The organism is Pseudomonas mucidolens (genome assembly GCF_900106045.1).
Lineage (GTDB): Bacteria > Pseudomonadota > Gammaproteobacteria > Pseudomonadales > Pseudomonadaceae > Aquipseudomonas > Aquipseudomonas mucidolens.
Map to the genome: position 1 here is coordinate 856,069 of NZ_LT629802.1, position 15,829 is coordinate 871,897.

The following is a 15,829-nucleotide window of genomic DNA, read 5'->3' on the forward strand; positions in this document are numbered from 1 at the left end:
TAACCCTTAAAAGTTGTCAGTGGAAGTAAACACGCCGACCCGAAGGCCTTCGGCGGTGTAGATCTCGCGACCGTCGACGCTCACCGAACCATCGGCGATGGCCAGGTTCAGCTTGCCCTTGAGGACGCGCTTGATTTGAATGTTGTAGGTGACTTTCTTGGCGGTCGGCAAGACCTGGCCAAAGAACTTCACTTCGCCCGAACCCAGGGCACGGCCACGGCCCGGCAGACCCTGCCAGCCGAGGAAGAAGCCAACCAGCTGCCACATCGCATCAAGGCCCAGGCAGCCCGGCATGACCGGATCACCTTCGAAATGGCAGGCGAAGAACCACAGGTCCGGGTTGATATCCAGCTCGGCGACCAATTCACCTTTGCCGTACTTGCCACCCTCTTCGCTGATATGGGTGATGCGATCCACCATCAGCATGTTCGGGGCGGGCAGTTGCGCGTTACCTGGGCCGAACAGCTCACCGCGACTGCAGCGCAGCAGGTCTTCCCGAGTAAAGGCGTTTTGTTTGGTCATGCGAGCTCCTCAATAATCCCATGCGGCAGGGTAGGGCAAATCTTCCCGACCGACTGAAGCGTGCTTGCCTCACGTCGGCAGCCTACACGTAGACTATTGCGTTGTAGTGAAAGTCACAGCATCAAGGACATGAATGTACACTTGTGCACTGAAAATTTAAACCTGGCCTGTTTACAGGCCCGTCCGGGTGCCTAAGACTGCCGCACTTTCGTCTTTCACGCCAGTCGCAGTTGGCTGATGGTGCCCATCTAATGCACCCAGCGTTGCAGGATTTGCTGCAAGTCCGTGCGTTTGAACGGCTTGGCCAGGTAATCGTTCATTCCGGCGGCCAGGCAGGCTTCACGGTCACCTTGCAGGGCGTTGGCCGTCAAAGCGATGATCGGTAGATCGGCGCAACCGGGCAAACGGCGAATCTGTCGCGTGGCCTCGTAGCCATCAATCAACGGCAGGCGGCAATCCATCAGGATCGCGGTAAAAACCAGACTTTCGGCACTGCGAATGGCTTCGGCACCATCCGTCGCAATGCTCACCTCGAACCCCAGGCTGCGCAACATCGCCTCGACCACCGTGCGATTGACCGGGTTGTCCTCTACCAGCAATACCGTGCGTCCCTCACCCGCGCCAACCTTGCCTTGGGCGTCCGGGGCAATTACCGGAAGGCGTTGCTGCTGGATCGCCAAAGGGATTTCCAGGGTGAACACCGAGCCCTGGCCTTCTTCACTCTGGGCGCGCAAGGTGCCACCCATGCGTTCTGCCAGCGTGCGGGCAATGGGCAGGCCCAGGCCGGTACCGCCGTAGCGCCGAGAAATCGAGCTGTCGGCTTGTTGGAAGGCATTGAACATCAATTCCAGACGCTCGGCCGAGATGCCAATCCCGCTGTCACGCACCGTGCATGTGAACCACAGCAATTCATGGTCGAGGGTTTGCCAATGGGGTTCGACGCTGACGGAGCCGTGTTCGGTGAATTTCAGTGCGTTGCCGATCAAGTTGACCAGAATCTGACGGATCCGCGTCGGGTCGCCCTGGACCTGCAAGGTGTCCATGCCCGGCGGAATCGAGGACTCCAGCACCAGGCCGCGTTGTATGGCGCTGTGCTGGAAGGACTGGGTACAGCTCTGGATCAGTTCCAGCAGGTTGAACGGGATGTGTTCCAGTTCCAGGGCCGACCGTTCGATACGCGAGAAGTCGAGGATGTCGTTGATGACTTTGAGCAAGTGTTCGGTGGATTCCGATGCCAGTGCGGCGTACTCGGTTTGCTCGTCGGTCATGGACGTGGTTTCGAGCAGTTGCAGCATGCCCAGTACGCCGTTCATCGGCGTACGCAGTTCGTGGCTCATCATGGCCAGGAAGTCGGACTTGGCGCTGTTGGCCCGCTCGGCCTCTTCACGGGTCTGGATCAGCTGGGCCATGGCCTGTTGTTGTTCGCGACTGGCCTGGTGCAGGCCTTCAGCGAGATTATTGATGTGGCGCGACAGGTCCCCCAACTCGGAGTCATCCACGATGGGCAACTGCGTCTTGTAGTCGCCTTGCTGGATCGCCTTGACCGCATTGCCCATGGCGCTGATCGGTTGCGACAGACTGGCGGCCAGGCGCCGGGCCAGAATGAAGGTGAACAGCAGGGCGAACAGCGCGAGGACCGCGGCCTTGAAGAGGATTTCCTGTTGGCGCTGGCTGAAGGCATCGTTGGACATGCCGACGATCACTCGCCCCAGATAATCAGGCCGTGGTGCCTTGGGGGGCTCGCTGCTGTCCTGGAAAAAGTCGTTGCCCAGCTGGATATGCTGCAAGCGAATCGGCGCTTGAAAGACCTTTACCGATAGCGAACGGTCTTGTTTTTCCGAGGACTGCTCGACATACACCAGGATATTTTCCGTGGCGTCCTGGATTTCCAGGAAGCGCACATGCGGTGTGGCCAGGGTCGCCCGCAACAGGCTTTCGAGTACGTCGTTGTTGCCGGAAATTACCCCGTATTCGGTGGCGGGGGCCAATTGGTTGGCAATCAGTTGGCCGGTGTGATCCAGTTCCTGGCGCAGGTCCTGGATTCGCACAAAGGTAAAGAAACTGATCAACAGCAACGTCAACAGAAGTGCCGGGCCCAGGGTGATGATTTGGGTACGCGTATTGATGTCCCAGCGGCGACGCAAGGTCATGGGCGTTTCTCCCCTTCGGCCAATCGGGTCGCGACGGTGTTCTCATCCACCTGTTCTATTCCCAGCGAGCGCGCCACTTGCGGGTTGCCCACGACTTTGAAATGTTCCGGGTACAGCGATCGTGGCCAATGGGCGGGCGGCTGATCCAGCAAACGGTCGAGGACCTTCAGCCAGTCGTTCTGGTCGCTGTAGGTACTGGCCAGGCTGCCGGCCCTGACGAAGCCGGCGTTGGGTCCGATCAGCGGCAGTTGGCGGGCGTAGCTGCTCAATAACAGGTTTTTCACGGTTTTCGGGTTGTACAGTTGAGGGTCATCCAACCCGAGCAATACATCGCTGTGTTTGAACAAGGCCTGCAACGCGCGGCTGTCACTCGTGTCTTCCCAGTACTGCGCCACAATTTCCAGCCCCAGGGGAGCGGCGTACTGGCGCAGTTCCCGGAGCAGGAATTCGCTGTCCTTGCCATACAGCACACCGATGCGCCGGTACTGCGGCAAGATATTGGCGATCAGGCGCAATTGCCGATCCGGTGGCGGGTCGCTCCACAGCAGGCTGATCTTGTCTGGCCAGCGATCGCCCAGGCGCTGGTGGGCTTGCAGGCGGCTGATGCGCAGCACCAGCGTCGCTGGGCCCTGGCTGTCTCGCAGGCGCCAGTCGAGGCTTGGCGGATCCAGGAGAACCAGGCGAATGCCAGCCGGTAAGCGGCCTGGCGCGGGTAGATCCTTGAGCGGTTTGAAGACGACGTTGTCCTTGGGACGCTGTTGCGCGAGGGCTTGAGCAAACGCTTGCACTCCCGCGCTGTCTTCGGCAGCAGTCAGCAGGATTTCCGCACTCCAGGCGGGCATGCTGAATATCAAGCTGACGAGCAGCAGGCTGCGGCGCCAGAACCTGGTGCACCGGAGCGTGGTCATCCGTGACTGAGCAGGGTTCATATCAGAACTCTAACTCCGCACTGAAGTAGAGCACATGGCGCTGGTCGTAGTTGTTGTCGGGCCAGGTGGTGGGTTGGTGATCGAGCCGCTGCTGCAGCATGCCGGCCAACTCCAGATTGGCCTTGCCCACGGGGATGCGCTTGGCAATGCGCAGGTCGACCCGTTCAAAACGGTATTGGTTGAGTGCGTCGTTGCCATAATAGAACAGCGCACTGGACCAGCCGTGACCCCATTCACGCAACCAGCCCGCCGAGCCACTGTTGCGCGCCGTTTGCTGCTGGTCCAGCGGGTTACTGGCGCTGGCGTCGACATAGGCATAAGTCACGCGCAACCGGTCAGCCGTACTCAGGTGCCAGTCCAGTTGGGTTTCGGTGCCGATGAAGCGCGAGCGGTTGCTGTTGCTGGCAATGTACTGGTTATTGCGCAGCGGCTCGCTGATCATGCCGGTGATCTCGTCATAGAACAGCTTGACGTCGAGATTCAGCCCGAAATCGGCAAAAAAGCCGTTGTAACCCAGTTCTCGAGAGCGCATCAGCTCCTTGTCGAGGTTGCCCGGGCCGCGGGTCTTGACGAAATACTGGCCGGAAGTCTGCCCGTAGACCGGGGAGCTGAGTTGGGTAACCCGGTAACTCCAATTGACGTTGTTCTCGAACATGTCCGGCGAACGGATGGCCTCGGAATACACCGCCCGCAGGCCGTGGCGCGGATTGATCAGGTAGTTGACTGCAACCCTCGGCGTGAGCGAGTTGCCGCTCAGGTGGGTGTGCTCGTACATGGCACCGCCCTGTAACAGCCAGTGTTCGCTGGCCCGCCATTCCAGATGGCCGAACAGGCGCCAGGTGGTGTCGTCCAGGGTGCCATTGAAATAGGTTTCCGAATCGGCGCGGTCATAGCGGTAGTTCATGCCGCTGACCAGGCGCAGGCTGTCGGACAGGCTCAGCGTGTCCTGCACTTCCAGGTCGTAGCGACTTTCCTTGGTGCTCTGGTCGATGTTGCCGCAGACGCTCTCTTTGCCCCCGTTATTCCATTGTTGCAAGACCTGCTGTGCCAGCGCCTGCTCGGCGGCGGAGCCCGATGGTGGGGTGCCGTTTTCATAACGCTGCATATGCCGCGCCAGACGCTCGGCATAGTTAGGGTTGAGCTGCCAGAGTCGGGTCAATTCGGGGCTGAACGAGACCTTGGCATCACAGGCTTTCCAGACCTGTCGTCGATCCCATTGCTGGGCCGAGCCCTGGATATACAGGCTGTGCTCCGGATTGAAATCGAAATTCCAGCGCAGGGAGGCGGCGTAGTCCTTGGCGCTGACATCGGAATCAGTCCCGCTGTCGGTAATCCCGTCGAACACCGGTTTGTAGGTATAAGGTCGTTGGTTAGTCCCTTCCTTGGCGCTCAGTTGCCAGTCGACGCTCTGTTGCTGATTGAGCGTCTGGCTGACCGCCAGGCTGAAACGGCTAAGACGCCGGCCGTCACGGTAGTCGGCACCGAAACGGTCGCTGTCAAAGCCGTCATCCTGTTGCCCGGAAAACGACAGGCGCAAATTGCCGGTGTCCCAGCCCAGGCCCTGGCTGGCATACCAGTCGTTGGTTCCGCGTTCGCCGCGGGTGATTTTCATCCGTGTGCCTAGGCTGTTGGCGGGCGAGCGCGTGAGGATGTTGACCACGGCCATCAGGGCATTGGCGCCGTAGCTGACGGTATTGGGGCCGCGAAACACCTCGATGCGCTCGATATCTTCCATGGCGACCGGAATGTCGCTCCAGTCCACGGTCGCCAGCCCAGCGCGGTACACCGAGCGTCCGTCGATCAGCACTTGCATGCGCCGGGCTTCGCTGGCACTGGTGCCGTGATAGTTGACGGCGGCCTGGTTTCCCGTGGTGTAACCGACCATCATCCCCGGCACCAGCCGCAGCAGTTCGGCAATGTCCCGTGCACCGCTGGCCTTGATCAGTTCGCTGTCGATCACCGTCATGCTACCGGGCACGGCGGCGGCCGACTGCTTGAGTCGGGTCGCCGTCAGGACTTGCGGCAGCGGCTGGCTGTCGAGGAACAGATCATCGGCCAGCAACGGGTTACTGGCCAGCAGCGCCAGCAACAGGGATGAGCGAGGAGGAGGGCCCCAATACACGGTTCGGCCTTGATAATTGCGGATAGCCGCCCATGTTAACTGAGGTACGCGCTTTTGCCAGTCGGTAAGCGCGTAATTGCTGTGGCCTGGTCGGCCATTTTCCGACAAAACGTGGGAAATCACACGGGGGCTGGCCGCCGTCAGGTCGGCCCGTATAATGCCGCCATCGCCACTGGTATGGATTAACGGATTGCATATGACTGAGCAGCGCCCAATTGCGGTCCTGGGAGGCGGAAGTTTTGGTACCGCCGTGGCTAACCTGCTGGCTGAAAACGGCCATCAGGTGCGTCAGTGGATGCGTGATCCCGAACAGGCCGAGGCCATTCGGGTCAACCGGGAAAACCCGCGTTACCTCAAAGGCATCAAGGTTCACGCGGCGGTCTCGCCGGTCACTGATTTGCGGGCCACCCTGGAGGCGTGCGACTTGTGCTTTGTCGCATTGCCGTCCAGCGCCCTGCGTTCGGTGCTGGCGCCCCACGCCGAGCGCCTGGCGGGCAAGTTGCTGGTCAGCCTGACCAAAGGCATCGAGGCCCAGACGTTCAAACTGATGAGCGAAATTCTCCAGGAGATCGCTCCGTTGGCGCGCATCGGCGTGCTCTCGGGGCCGAATCTGGCGCGCGAAGTGGCCGAGCACGCCTTGACCGCCACGGTGGTGGCCAGTGAAGACGAAGCGCTGTGCGAGCAGGTCCAGGCCGTGCTGCACGGTCGCACTTTTCGCGTCTACGCCAGTGCCGACCGTTTTGGCGTGGAGCTGGGCGGGGCGCTGAAAAACGTCTACGCGATCATCGCCGGGATGGCTGTGGCGCTGGGCATGGGGGAAAACACCAAGAGCATGTTGATCACCCGGGCCTTGGCGGAAATGACCCGCTTCGCCGTCAACCAGGGCGCTAACCCGATGACCTTCCTCGGCTTGGCGGGCGTGGGCGATCTGATCGTCACCTGCTCGTCGCCGAAAAGCCGCAACTATCAGGTCGGCTTTGCCCTGGGCCAGGGCTTGAGTCTGGAAGACGCCGTCACTCGCCTGGGAGAAGTGGCCGAGGGCGTCAATACGCTGAAAGTGCTCAAGGCCAAGGCCCTGGAAGTGGGCGTGTATATGCCGTTGGTCGCCGGTCTGCATGCGATTCTGTTTGAAGGGCGCACCTTGAATCAGGTCATCGAGGTCTTGATGCGGGCCGAGCCGAAAACCGATGTCGATTTTATCTCCACCAGTGGTTTCAATTGAGGAACGCGCGATGAACGATCCGAAAGCAGCACCCAAATATGAATCCATTCTCCTGCGCGTCCTGTGGATGCTGGTGTTTGTCCTGGTGTGGCAGGTGGCGCAGTTTATGCTCGGCGCATTGGTGGTGGTGCAACTGATTTACCGCCTGATTTATGCCGCACCGAATCTGGGGCTGATGAACTTTGGCGACAGCCTTAGCCAGTTCCTGGCGCAGATTGGTCGCTTCGGCAGCTTCCACAGCGAACAGAAACCCTGGCCTTTCGCGGACTGGCCAACCCCGCGTGCGCCGGAAGGTGAAGCCGCGCACAGCGTGCCAGCCGCGCCGCATCCGGCGCGTGATGAAGAGCCGAAGCTATGAAAGTCTGGGTGTTGCGCCACGGTGAGGCCGAGGGGCATGCCCGCACGGACGCCGAGCGCAATCTCACCGAGCATGGCCGCGCTGAAGTGTTGCGCAGCGCCGCCGAGCTGATTGGCCAACCGATCAGTGCGATCATCGCCAGCCCTTATGTGCGGGCCCAGCAGACCGCGCAACTGGTGCGCGAGGTGTTGGGGTTCGAGCCGGAGATTCGCACGGTGCCGTGGTTGACACCTGACGGAAATCCGTTGCAGGTGCTGGAGAAGCTCGACACCGATGACAATGTGCTGCTGGTCAGCCATCAGCCGTTAGTGGGTAGCTTGATCAGCTTTTTGCAGCATGGCCATCAGCGCCAGCCGCAACCGATGCACACCGCCAGCCTGGCGGAGTTGGAAGGGGATTTTCCGTTGGCGGGGTTGATGCACCTCAACCACGTCAAGAACCCCTAACCACTCCCGTAGTAACTGTGGGTGAGGCTTCAGTGACGTGTGCTATATATTCACCCGAGCAAGTGCTTGGTTGGCTATCCTCAGCACGCACAGGAGCGCGTCCCATGTCTGTCGCTTTTCGTTTGCCGTTGCAGGTTTTCTTCGAGCGTGAAGCGCGGCACCCGCGCCAGCGATTTCTGGTGCAACCGATGGCCGGCGGTTTGGTGCAAACCCTGACATGGGGCGACGTCGGTCACCAGGTCCGCTGTGCCGCCCATTGGTTGCGGGCGCAGGAACTGCCCCAAGGCTCGCACATTGCCCTGATCTCGAAGAACTGCGCCCATTGGATCATCGCCGATCTGGCGATCTGGATGGCCGGGCATGTTTCCGTGCCGCTGTATCCCAATCTCACCGCCGAGTCGGTGGCCCGCGTGTTGGAGCATTCCGAGGCGGCTTTGGTGTTCGTCGGCAAACTCGACGATTGGCCGGCCATGGCGCCTGGAGTAAAAACCGGATTGCCAACCGTCAGCCTGCCACTGTGTCCAGAAGGGCGGTTCGACTTCACCTGGGCCGAGGTGCAAGCCTGCTCCCCGATCCAGGACGACCCCGCGCCCGCCGCTTCGGACCTCGCGACCATCATCTACACCTCGGGCACCACCGGCCTGCCCAAAGGCGTGATGCACAGCTTTGGCGCCCTGGCGTTCGCGGCCACGCGTGGCACGGAGCTGTTCGGGCTGGGCGAAGGTGATCGGCTATTGTCCTACTTGCCGCTGTGCCATGTAGCCGAACGAATGTTTGTCGAAATGGCCTCGATCTACACCGGGCAAACCGTGTTTTTTGCCGAAAGTCTCGACACCTTCCTCACCGACCTGCAACGGGCACGACCGACCGCGTTGTTTGGCGTGCCGCGGATCTGGACCAGGTTCCAGATGGGGGTCTACGGCAAAATCCCGGAAAAACGCCTGGACACCTTATTGCGCCTGCCATTCATCGGCAAACGTGTCGGACACAAAGTACTTGCAGGGTTGGGGCTGGATGCAGTGCGCGTGGCCCTTTGCGGAGCGGCACCGGTACCCGAAGCGCTAGTGCGCTGGTATCTGCGCCTGGGCCTGGATGTGCTGGAGGTGTACGGCATGACGGAAAACTGCGGCTACTCCCATGTGTGTCGGCCTGGCCAACAGACCATCGGCTGGATCGGCCTGCCGTGTCCGCAGGTTGAGGTTCGCATTGACCCGTCCGGCGAAGTCCAGGTGCGCAGCGGTGCGACCATGCTTGGCTACTTCAAGGATCCGCAGAAAACCGCTGAGGCGATTACCGCAGATGGCTTCCTGCGTACCGGCGACAAGGGCGAGCAGGATGCCGATGGCCGCCTGCGGCTGACCGGACGTATCAAGGAAATATTCAAGACCAGCAAGGGCAAGTATGTTGCGCCGGCCCCCATCGAAAATCGTTTGGCGGAACACGCTCGTATCGAGCAGGTGTGCGTGGTCGGTGACGGCTTGAGCGCCCCGATGGCCCTGTGTGTGCTTTCCGCGGTAGGGATGCAAGAAGCCGACGGTGCCGCTCGTCCGGCATTGCACGGCAGTCTGGAGCGCTTGCTGGAGGAGGTCAATCAAGCGCTGGACAAACATGAGCGCTTGCGCCAATTGGTGGTGGTGAAGGACAGTTGGGCAGTGGAAAACGGCTTCCTGACCCCGACGTTGAAGATCAAGCGCAATGTGATCGAATCCAACTATGGTCCCCGCTTTCAAGCCTGGAGCGAGCGCGCCGAAGCTGTGCTGTGGCAGGATTGAGCACCCGATGAAATCAATAAGGACACTGCAATGAGCGTGTGGCGTACCGTTCCCAATATCGAGCAATTGAATGCCCTGCAGAAAAACACCATTGGCGAGGTGCTGGATATTCGTTTTGAAGCGTTTGACGGCGAGTCGCTGACAGCCAGCATGGTCATCGACCACCGCACGCATCAGCCTTACGGCTTGTTACATGGCGGCGCCTCGGTGGTATTGGCGGAAACCGTCGGTTCCATGGCCAGCTACCTGTGCATCGACGCCAGCAAATTCTATTGTGTGGGCCTCGAAATCAACGCCAACCATTTGCGGGGCTTGCGTTCCGGGCGTGTGGCGGCGACGGCCAGGCCGGTCCATATCGGGCGCACGACGCATGTCTGGGACATTCGCCTGACCAGCGACGAAGGCAAGGCCAGCTGCATATCGCGCCTGACCATGGCGGTGGTGCCGTTGGGTGAACAGCCGCCGGCGCGATAGGCGTGGCGTGAGTGTCATCATTCCTGGCAGTTACAGTCATTGCTGTGGCGGCCAGGTGTGGGGACAATCCACTTCTGCCTTTGATGATGGACAGGTTATGTCGCAACAGGTGTTTTTCACGCACGCCAATGGGTTTCCCTCGGCGACCTACGGCAAGTTATTCGATGCGCTCGCCCCCGAATATGCGGTGGCGCATCTGCCGCTGCATGGTCACGATCCGCGGTTTCCGGTGGATGACAACTGGCAGAACCTGGTGGATGAACTGATTCACCACCTTGAACAGCAGCCCGCGCCGGTATGGGGCGTCGGTCACTCATTGGGCGGCGTGTTGCATTTGCACGCGGCCTTGCGTTGTCCGCAGCTGTATCGCGGGGTCGTCATGCTCGACTCCCCGCTGCTGACGCTGGCTGACCGCTGGGTGATTCGCGCCGCCAAGCGCTTTGGTTTCATCGATCGCCTGACGCCCGCCGGTCGTACCTTGGGGCGGCGTGAAGAGTTCATCGACATGGACGCCGCACGCCACTACTTTTCCGCCAAAACGCTGTTTCGTGGCTTTGATCCGGACTGCCTTGAAGCCTACCTGCAACATGGCTTGCAACAGGTCGGCGACCGTCTGCGCCTGCGTTTTGACCCGGCGACCGAAATCAGCATCTATCGCGGCGTACCGCACATCAGTCCCGGTCATGCCCGACAATTGAAAGTGCCGCTGGCGGTGGTGCGTGGCCGACAGAGCCGGGTGGTGATGCGTCACCACGCCAGCGGCGTCGCGCGTCTGCCCATGGGCGAAATGCTGACCATGCCCGGCGGCCACATGTTTCCCCTTGAGCGCCCGCAAGACACCGCGACGTTGATCAAGCGCCTGTTCAGCCGCTGGGAAGCGCGTGAGCGTAGTTGCGCATGACCAGTCCCGTCGAAGAAGTGCGTCTCAGCCTGCCGCACATTGAATTGGCCGCCCATCTGTTCGGGCCCGAGTCTGGCTTGCCGGTGATCGCCCTGCATGGCTGGCTGGACAATGCCAACAGCTTCGCGCGGCTGGCGCCGAAACTGCACGGCGTGCGTATTATCGCCCTGGACATGGCCGGCCACGGGCACTCGGCCCATCGTCCCGCTGGAGCGGGTTATGCCCTGTGGGATTATGTCCACGATGTACTGCAAGTCGCTGAACAGCTGGGGTTGAAACGTTTTGCATTACTTGGCCATTCACTCGGCGCGATTGTCTCGCTGGTGCTGGCCGGTGCCTTGCCTGAGCGTGTGACGCACCTGGGGTTGATCGATGGTGTGATCCCTCCGACCGCCACCGGCGAGAACGCCGCCGAGCGCTTGGGCATGGCGTTGCAGGCGCAAATGAGTCTGCAAGATAAACGCAAACCGGTGTACGGCACCCTTGACCGTGCCGTCCAGGCACGGATGAAAGGGGTGGTGGCGGTCAGTCGTGAAGCTGCTGAACTGCTGGCCCAGCGGGGTCTGATGCCGGTGCCCGGCGGTTATACCTGGCGTAGTGACAGTCGTTTGACCCTGGCCTCGCCGATACGTCTGACAGAAGAACAGGCCATGGCTTTCGTACGACGGGTCACCTGCCCGGCACAATTGGTGGTCGCGGAAGACGGCATGTTGGCGAAACATTCTGAATTGCTTTCTCAGCTGCCTTTCTCGGTCACAAGGCTTCCTGGTGGCCATCATTTGCACCTTAACGACGAGTCGGGCGCTACTCTTGTTGCAGACTGTTTCAATCGGTTCTTCACCGCGCCTTGACTTGATGCGGTCAACTGCCGAGGCTGGGCGGATTGAAAGGGAGTCAACCATGAGCAATCTGAACACCTTGAAGGCATCCAACGGCCAAGGCGCGCCCATCCGATGAGTAGGCCGAAAGACGTTATCCGTACTCTGGGGCTGTGCTGTTTGAGCCCCTTGGTGTTCGCCGCCGACGTGCCGGGAAGCCAGGATCTAGAGGCCGTGGAGCGCCCGATCGATGCCAAAATCGTCGATTACCGTCCGGCCGAAAACAAGGAACGCATTTACCCCATGGGGGCGATCCGCAAGATCAGCGGAAAATTGCGTTACGACGGCCAGGCCACCGCTCGTGGCCCGGTCACAGGACTTACCTACGAACTGCCCGCCGAACACAGCTCCAGCGACGCCTTCAAGGCCGCGCGTGAAGCGCTGCAAAAGCAGGGCGCGCAATTGTTGTTCTGGTGCAAGGCACGTGACTGCGGCGAAAGCAGCCTGTGGGCCAATGACGTGCTGGGCAACGCCAAGCTGGTGGGCGCAGATGTCCAGCAGGAGTTCCTCCTGTCACGCCTCGCCGCACCGCAGGATAACTCGTTGGTGGCGCTGTACGGGATTACTCGTGGTAATCGCCGGGCTTATCTGCATGTCGAGCAACTGGATGCGAGCACGCCATTGGCGGACGTGCGACCGACCTCGGCGACATTGCTGCGTGTGTTAAAAAGTACCGACACGCTGGATTTTCCGGAACTGAGTGGCGAGCCCGATCCTGTCTGGCTGACCTTGATCTCTCGAGGATTGAACCTGGATACCAGCTTGAGGGTCAGTGTGAGCGGGGCAGATGCCGAGGCCTGGCGCAAGGGCTTGGTGGGGAAGGGCGTGCGTGAGGCGCGCCTGGAAACCGGGACTGCCGAGACCAAGGGCCTGCACCTGCAAGTAATCCGCTGACCGGTCAGGGCGAACGGATCGGTGCCGTTCGCCTAAACTCACGTCCTGACAACTTTTTTCGAGAAACTACATGCTCAACAACGATCGCCTGCTGGTGCAGATCCTGCTCCTGGTGCTGTTTGGTGCCAGCTTTTGGGTGATGGCGCCGTTCTGGTCGGCGCTGTTCTGGGGCGCGGTGCTGGCGTTTGCCAGTTGGCCGTTGATGCGTCTGCTGACCCGCACGCTGGGTGGCCGTGAATCCCTGGCGGCGGGAGTCCTGACGTTGGGCTGGATGCTGTTGGTGGCGGTGCCGTTGGTGTGGCTGGGTTTCAACCTCGCGGACCATGTGCGCGACGCCGTGGCGCTGATCAAGAATATCCAGGTCGATGGCTTTCCTGAGGCGCCCACCTGGCTGGGTTCCTTTCCTTTTATCGGCGAGCGGCTGGTCGGTATGTGGGACAGCATTGATCAGCAGGGCGCGGCCTTGATGGCCACGCTCAAGCCGTATCTGGGGCAGGTCGGCAACTGGCTGCTGGCCCGCAGCGCACAGATTGGCGGCGGGATCCTGGAACTGACCCTGAGCCTGGTGTTCGTGTTCTTTTTCTACCGGGACGGGCCGCGCCTGGCGATGTTCGTCCACCGGTTGCTGGAGCGTTTGATTGGCGACCGCGCCGGATACTACATCGAACTGGTCGCCGGTACCGTGCAGCGGGTGGTCAACGGCGTGATCGGTACAGCGGCGGCCCAGGCGCTACTGGCATTGATCGGCTTCCTGATCGCCGGCGTGCCGGGGGCGCTGGTGCTGGGGATTGTGACTTTCCTGCTGAGCCTGATTCCCATGGGACCGCCGCTGGTGTGGATCCCGGCCACGGCCTGGTTGGCGTGGCAGGGCGATTACACCTATGCGGTGTTCCTGGGGGTGTGGGGGACTTTCATCATCAGCGGCGTGGATAACGTGCTCAAGCCGTACTTGATCAGCCGTGGCGGTAACTTGCCGTTGGTGATTGTGTTGCTTGGGGTGTTTGGCGGATTGATTGCGTTTGGCTTTATCGGGCTGTTTATCGGGCCGACGTTGCTGGCGGTGGCTTACAGCCTGTTGACGGATTGGAGTGCCAGTCAGACTCAGGCTCAGGCACTGCGGAAAGATGAGGTAGGGTAGAGGTTTTCTCTCCTACAGCGACGCTCGGCTAAGCTGAGTGTCTGCGAAGGAGGATTTACCGATCATCGGGCCCCGCAAAGGCGCGGCTTGCGCTACAATCCGCGCCGATTTCGACTTGCCTGAGAGCCCATACCAATGCCCGTCTGCCAGACTCCTATCATCGTCGCCCTGGATTACCCTACCCGTGACGCCGCGCTGAAGCTGGCTGACCAGTTGGACCCCAAGTTTTGCCGGGTCAAGGTCGGTAAGGAACTCTTCACCAGTTGCGCCGCGGAAATTGTCGGCACCCTGCGTGACAAAGGCTTCGAGGTGTTCCTCGACCTGAAATTCCACGACATCCCCAACACCACGGCAATGGCGGTCAAAGCCGCAGCGGAGATGGGTGTGTGGATGGTCAATGTGCATTGCTCAGGCGGCTTGCGCATGATGACGGCCTGCCGTGAAGTGCTGGAACAACGCGGCGGTCCCAAGCCATTGCTGATCGGCGTGACCGTGCTGACCAGCATGGAACGTGAAGACCTGGCCGGGATCGGCCTGGATATCGAACCACAGGAACAAGTGTTGCGTCTGGCAGCTTTGGCACAGAAGGCCGGCCTGGATGGGCTGGTCTGTTCGGCACTGGAAGCCCAGGCGTTGAAAAGCGCCCACCCGTCGCTGCAGTTGGTGACACCGGGGATTCGTCCGGCGGGTAGCGCCCAGGATGATCAGCGTCGAATTCTGACGCCTCGCCAGGCGCTGGATGCGGGCTCCGATTATCTGGTTATCGGTCGCCCGATCAGCCAGGCGGCTGATCCAGCCAAGGCCTTGGCGGCCGTCGTGGCCGAGATCGCCTGATCTGTTGTGGGGCCGGTTTACCGGCCCCCACAGGCTTAGCTGACTTTCAGCACCAACTTGCCAAAGTTCTCGCCGTTGAACAGTTTCATCAGCGTCTCCGGGAACGTCTCCAGGCCTTCGACAATATCCTCCTTGCTCTTGAGCTTGCCCTGCGCCATCCAGCCGGCCATTTCCTGCCCGGCTGCGGCAAAGTTCGCCGCGTGGTCCATCACTACGAACCCTTCCATGCGCGCCCGGTTGACCAGCAATGACAGATAGTTGGACGGCCCTTTCACGGCTTCCTTGTTGTTGTACTGGCTGATAGCACCGCAGATCACCACCCGCGCTTTCATGGCCAGGCGGCTGAGTACGGCGTCGAGAATATCGCCGCCGACGTTATCGAAATACACGTCCACGCCTTTTGGGCACTCACGTTTAAGGCCTGCCGCCACGTCTTCGTGCTTGTAATCGATGGCCGCGTCAAAACCCAGTTCATCCACCAGGAATCTGCATTTGTCGGCCCCACCGGCAATGCCCACTACACGACAGCCTTTGATTTTGGCAATCTGCCCGGCGATGCTGCCCACCGCACCCGCCGCACCGGAAATTACCACGGTTTCTCCGGCTTTGGGTGCCCCGGTGTCGAGCAGGGCGAAATAGGCTGTCATGCCGGTCATGCCCAGGGCCGACAGATACACCGGCAGCGGTGCGAGCGTCGGATCGACCTTATAGAAACCGCGAGGTTCGCCGAGAAAATAGTCCTGTACACCCAGCGCGCCGTTGACGTAATCGCCCACGCTGAACTTCGGGTTATTTGATGCAATGACCTGCCCAACGCCGAGCGCCCGCATGACTTCGCCGATAGCCACTGGCGGAATGTAGGACTTGCCTTCGTTCATCCAGCCACGCATGGCGGGATCCAGGGACAAGTACTCGTTGCGTACCAGGATCTGACCCTCCTGAAGGGTACCCAGCGGGAGTTCCTGATAAGTGAAGGTATCCCGCGTGGCCGCGCCGACCGGGCGTGTGGCGAGTAGAAATTGGCGATTGGTCTGGGCAGTCATGGCAGAGACTCTGGATAAATGAGCCTAGAGTGATAGACCCTCCCGTTAGGAGAGGCAAGCTTGCCCGATGGGTGCGAATGCCCGTCGATAGGCTGGATTGATAGTGCGGCCTGAGGACTTATCACTGTCACTCATGGATCCTTAAC

Annotated in this window: 15 protein-coding genes; 10 read left to right on the top strand and 5 right to left on the bottom strand. The window is 60.7% G+C overall.

What is annotated here, in order from left to right:
• Positions 1 to 6: 6 nt before the first annotated feature.
• The 4 genes from fabA to BLU75_RS04270 form a co-directional block, all read right to left on the bottom strand.
• Positions 7 to 522, bottom strand: coding sequence for a 3-hydroxyacyl-[acyl-carrier-protein] dehydratase FabA (gene fabA / locus BLU75_RS04255; RefSeq protein ID WP_003172830.1), 516 nt, complete (start codon positions 520 to 522; stop codon positions 7 to 9).
• Between the two features lie 248 nt (positions 523 to 770).
• Positions 771 to 2,672, bottom strand: a complete 1,902-nt coding sequence (locus tag BLU75_RS04260; protein WP_084381127.1) for an ATP-binding protein — start codon at positions 2,670 to 2,672, stop codon at positions 771 to 773.
• Positions 2,669 to 3,580 carry an ABC transporter substrate-binding protein gene (locus BLU75_RS04265; protein ID WP_373863669.1) on the bottom strand — a complete coding sequence of 304 codons (912 nt, stop codon included), beginning with the start codon at positions 3,578 to 3,580 and terminating at the stop codon, positions 2,669 to 2,671. Before BLU75_RS04265 ends, BLU75_RS04260 begins: the two co-directional genes overlap by 4 nt.
• Before the next feature lie 22 nt (positions 3,581 to 3,602).
• On the bottom strand, positions 3,603 to 5,723 hold the full coding sequence (locus BLU75_RS04270; RefSeq protein ID WP_084381125.1) for a TonB-dependent receptor plug domain-containing protein: 2,121 nt from the start codon (positions 5,721 to 5,723) through the stop codon (positions 3,603 to 3,605).
• 196 nt (positions 5,724 to 5,919) lie between these two features.
• On the opposite strand from BLU75_RS04270, the gene BLU75_RS04275 reads away from it, so the two are divergent.
• From BLU75_RS04275 to pyrF, 10 genes are all read left to right on the top strand, one after another.
• Positions 5,920 to 6,945 (top strand): NAD(P)H-dependent glycerol-3-phosphate dehydrogenase, encoded by a 1,026-nt coding sequence (locus BLU75_RS04275; protein ID WP_084381124.1) that lies wholly within the window; start codon positions 5,920 to 5,922, stop codon positions 6,943 to 6,945.
• A 10-nt stretch (positions 6,946 to 6,955) separates the two neighbouring features.
• Positions 6,956 to 7,303: a DUF4389 domain-containing protein gene (locus tag BLU75_RS04280; RefSeq protein WP_084381123.1), complete on the top strand. Its 348-nt coding sequence runs from the start codon at positions 6,956 to 6,958 to the stop codon at positions 7,301 to 7,303.
• The gene (sixA, locus tag BLU75_RS04285; RefSeq protein ID WP_084381122.1) at positions 7,300 to 7,749 is read left to right on the top strand and encodes a phosphohistidine phosphatase SixA; all 450 of its coding nucleotides are present in this window, start codon (positions 7,300 to 7,302) and stop codon (positions 7,747 to 7,749) included. The genes BLU75_RS04280 and sixA overlap by 4 nt, the downstream gene beginning before the upstream one ends.
• A 104-nt stretch (positions 7,750 to 7,853) precedes the next feature.
• A complete protein-coding gene (locus BLU75_RS04290) occupies positions 7,854 to 9,521 on the top strand; it encodes an AMP-binding protein (protein WP_084381121.1) in 1,668 nt (555 codons plus the stop codon).
• Between the two features lie 30 nt (positions 9,522 to 9,551).
• On the top strand, positions 9,552 to 9,995 hold the full coding sequence (locus tag BLU75_RS04295; RefSeq protein WP_084381120.1) for a hotdog fold thioesterase: 444 nt from the start codon (positions 9,552 to 9,554) through the stop codon (positions 9,993 to 9,995).
• Between the two features lie 97 nt (positions 9,996 to 10,092).
• Complete coding sequence (locus tag BLU75_RS04300; RefSeq protein ID WP_084381119.1) at positions 10,093 to 10,896, top strand: alpha/beta fold hydrolase; 804 nt, start codon at positions 10,093 to 10,095, stop codon at positions 10,894 to 10,896.
• Positions 10,893 to 11,747, top strand: coding sequence for an alpha/beta hydrolase (locus BLU75_RS04305; RefSeq protein ID WP_084381118.1), 855 nt, complete (start codon positions 10,893 to 10,895; stop codon positions 11,745 to 11,747). Before BLU75_RS04300 ends, BLU75_RS04305 begins: the two co-directional genes overlap by 4 nt.
• 102 nt (positions 11,748 to 11,849) lie before the next feature.
• The gene (locus BLU75_RS04310) at positions 11,850 to 12,668 is read left to right on the top strand and encodes a DUF4892 domain-containing protein (RefSeq protein WP_084381117.1); all 819 of its coding nucleotides are present in this window, start codon (positions 11,850 to 11,852) and stop codon (positions 12,666 to 12,668) included.
• Between the two features lie 70 nt (positions 12,669 to 12,738).
• Positions 12,739 to 13,806 (top strand): AI-2E family transporter, encoded by a 1,068-nt coding sequence (locus tag BLU75_RS04315; protein WP_084381116.1) that lies wholly within the window; start codon positions 12,739 to 12,741, stop codon positions 13,804 to 13,806.
• Between the two features lie 135 nt (positions 13,807 to 13,941).
• On the top strand, positions 13,942 to 14,640 hold the full coding sequence (gene pyrF / locus BLU75_RS04320) for an orotidine-5'-phosphate decarboxylase (RefSeq protein WP_084381115.1): 699 nt from the start codon (positions 13,942 to 13,944) through the stop codon (positions 14,638 to 14,640).
• Positions 14,641 to 14,675: 35 nt separating this feature from the next.
• Here the strand turns inward: pyrF and BLU75_RS04325 are convergent, their stop codons facing one another.
• The gene (locus tag BLU75_RS04325; protein WP_084381114.1) at positions 14,676 to 15,683 is read right to left on the bottom strand and encodes an NADP-dependent oxidoreductase; all 1,008 of its coding nucleotides are present in this window, start codon (positions 15,681 to 15,683) and stop codon (positions 14,676 to 14,678) included.
• Positions 15,684 to 15,829 lie beyond the last annotated feature (146 nt).

Bases quoted from the DNA above. Each gene is read 5' to 3' on its own strand.
- fabA (WP_003172830.1), bottom strand. From the start codon at position 522: ATGACCAAACAAAACGCCTTTACTCGGGAAGACCTGCTGCGCTGCAGT.
- BLU75_RS04260 (WP_084381127.1), bottom strand. From the start codon at position 2,672: ATGACCTTGCGTCGCCGCTGGGACATCAATACGCGTACCCAAATCATC.
- BLU75_RS04265 (WP_373863669.1), bottom strand. From the start codon at position 3,580: ATGACCACGCTCCGGTGCACCAGGTTCTGGCGCCGCAGCCTGCTGCTC.
- BLU75_RS04275 (WP_084381124.1), top strand. From the start codon at position 5,920: ATGACTGAGCAGCGCCCAATTGCGGTCCTGGGAGGCGGAAGTTTTGGT.
- BLU75_RS04280 (WP_084381123.1), top strand. From the start codon at position 6,956: ATGAACGATCCGAAAGCAGCACCCAAATATGAATCCATTCTCCTGCGC.
- sixA (WP_084381122.1), top strand. From the start codon at position 7,300: ATGAAAGTCTGGGTGTTGCGCCACGGTGAGGCCGAGGGGCATGCCCGC.
- BLU75_RS04290 (WP_084381121.1), top strand. From the start codon at position 7,854: ATGTCTGTCGCTTTTCGTTTGCCGTTGCAGGTTTTCTTCGAGCGTGAA.
- BLU75_RS04295 (WP_084381120.1), top strand. From the start codon at position 9,552: ATGAGCGTGTGGCGTACCGTTCCCAATATCGAGCAATTGAATGCCCTG.
- BLU75_RS04300 (WP_084381119.1), top strand. From the start codon at position 10,093: ATGTCGCAACAGGTGTTTTTCACGCACGCCAATGGGTTTCCCTCGGCG.
- BLU75_RS04305 (WP_084381118.1), top strand. From the start codon at position 10,893: ATGACCAGTCCCGTCGAAGAAGTGCGTCTCAGCCTGCCGCACATTGAA.
- BLU75_RS04310 (WP_084381117.1), top strand. From the start codon at position 11,850: ATGAGTAGGCCGAAAGACGTTATCCGTACTCTGGGGCTGTGCTGTTTG.
- BLU75_RS04315 (WP_084381116.1), top strand. From the start codon at position 12,739: ATGCTCAACAACGATCGCCTGCTGGTGCAGATCCTGCTCCTGGTGCTG.
- pyrF (WP_084381115.1), top strand. From the start codon at position 13,942: ATGCCCGTCTGCCAGACTCCTATCATCGTCGCCCTGGATTACCCTACC.
- BLU75_RS04325 (WP_084381114.1), bottom strand. From the start codon at position 15,683: ATGACTGCCCAGACCAATCGCCAATTTCTACTCGCCACACGCCCGGTC.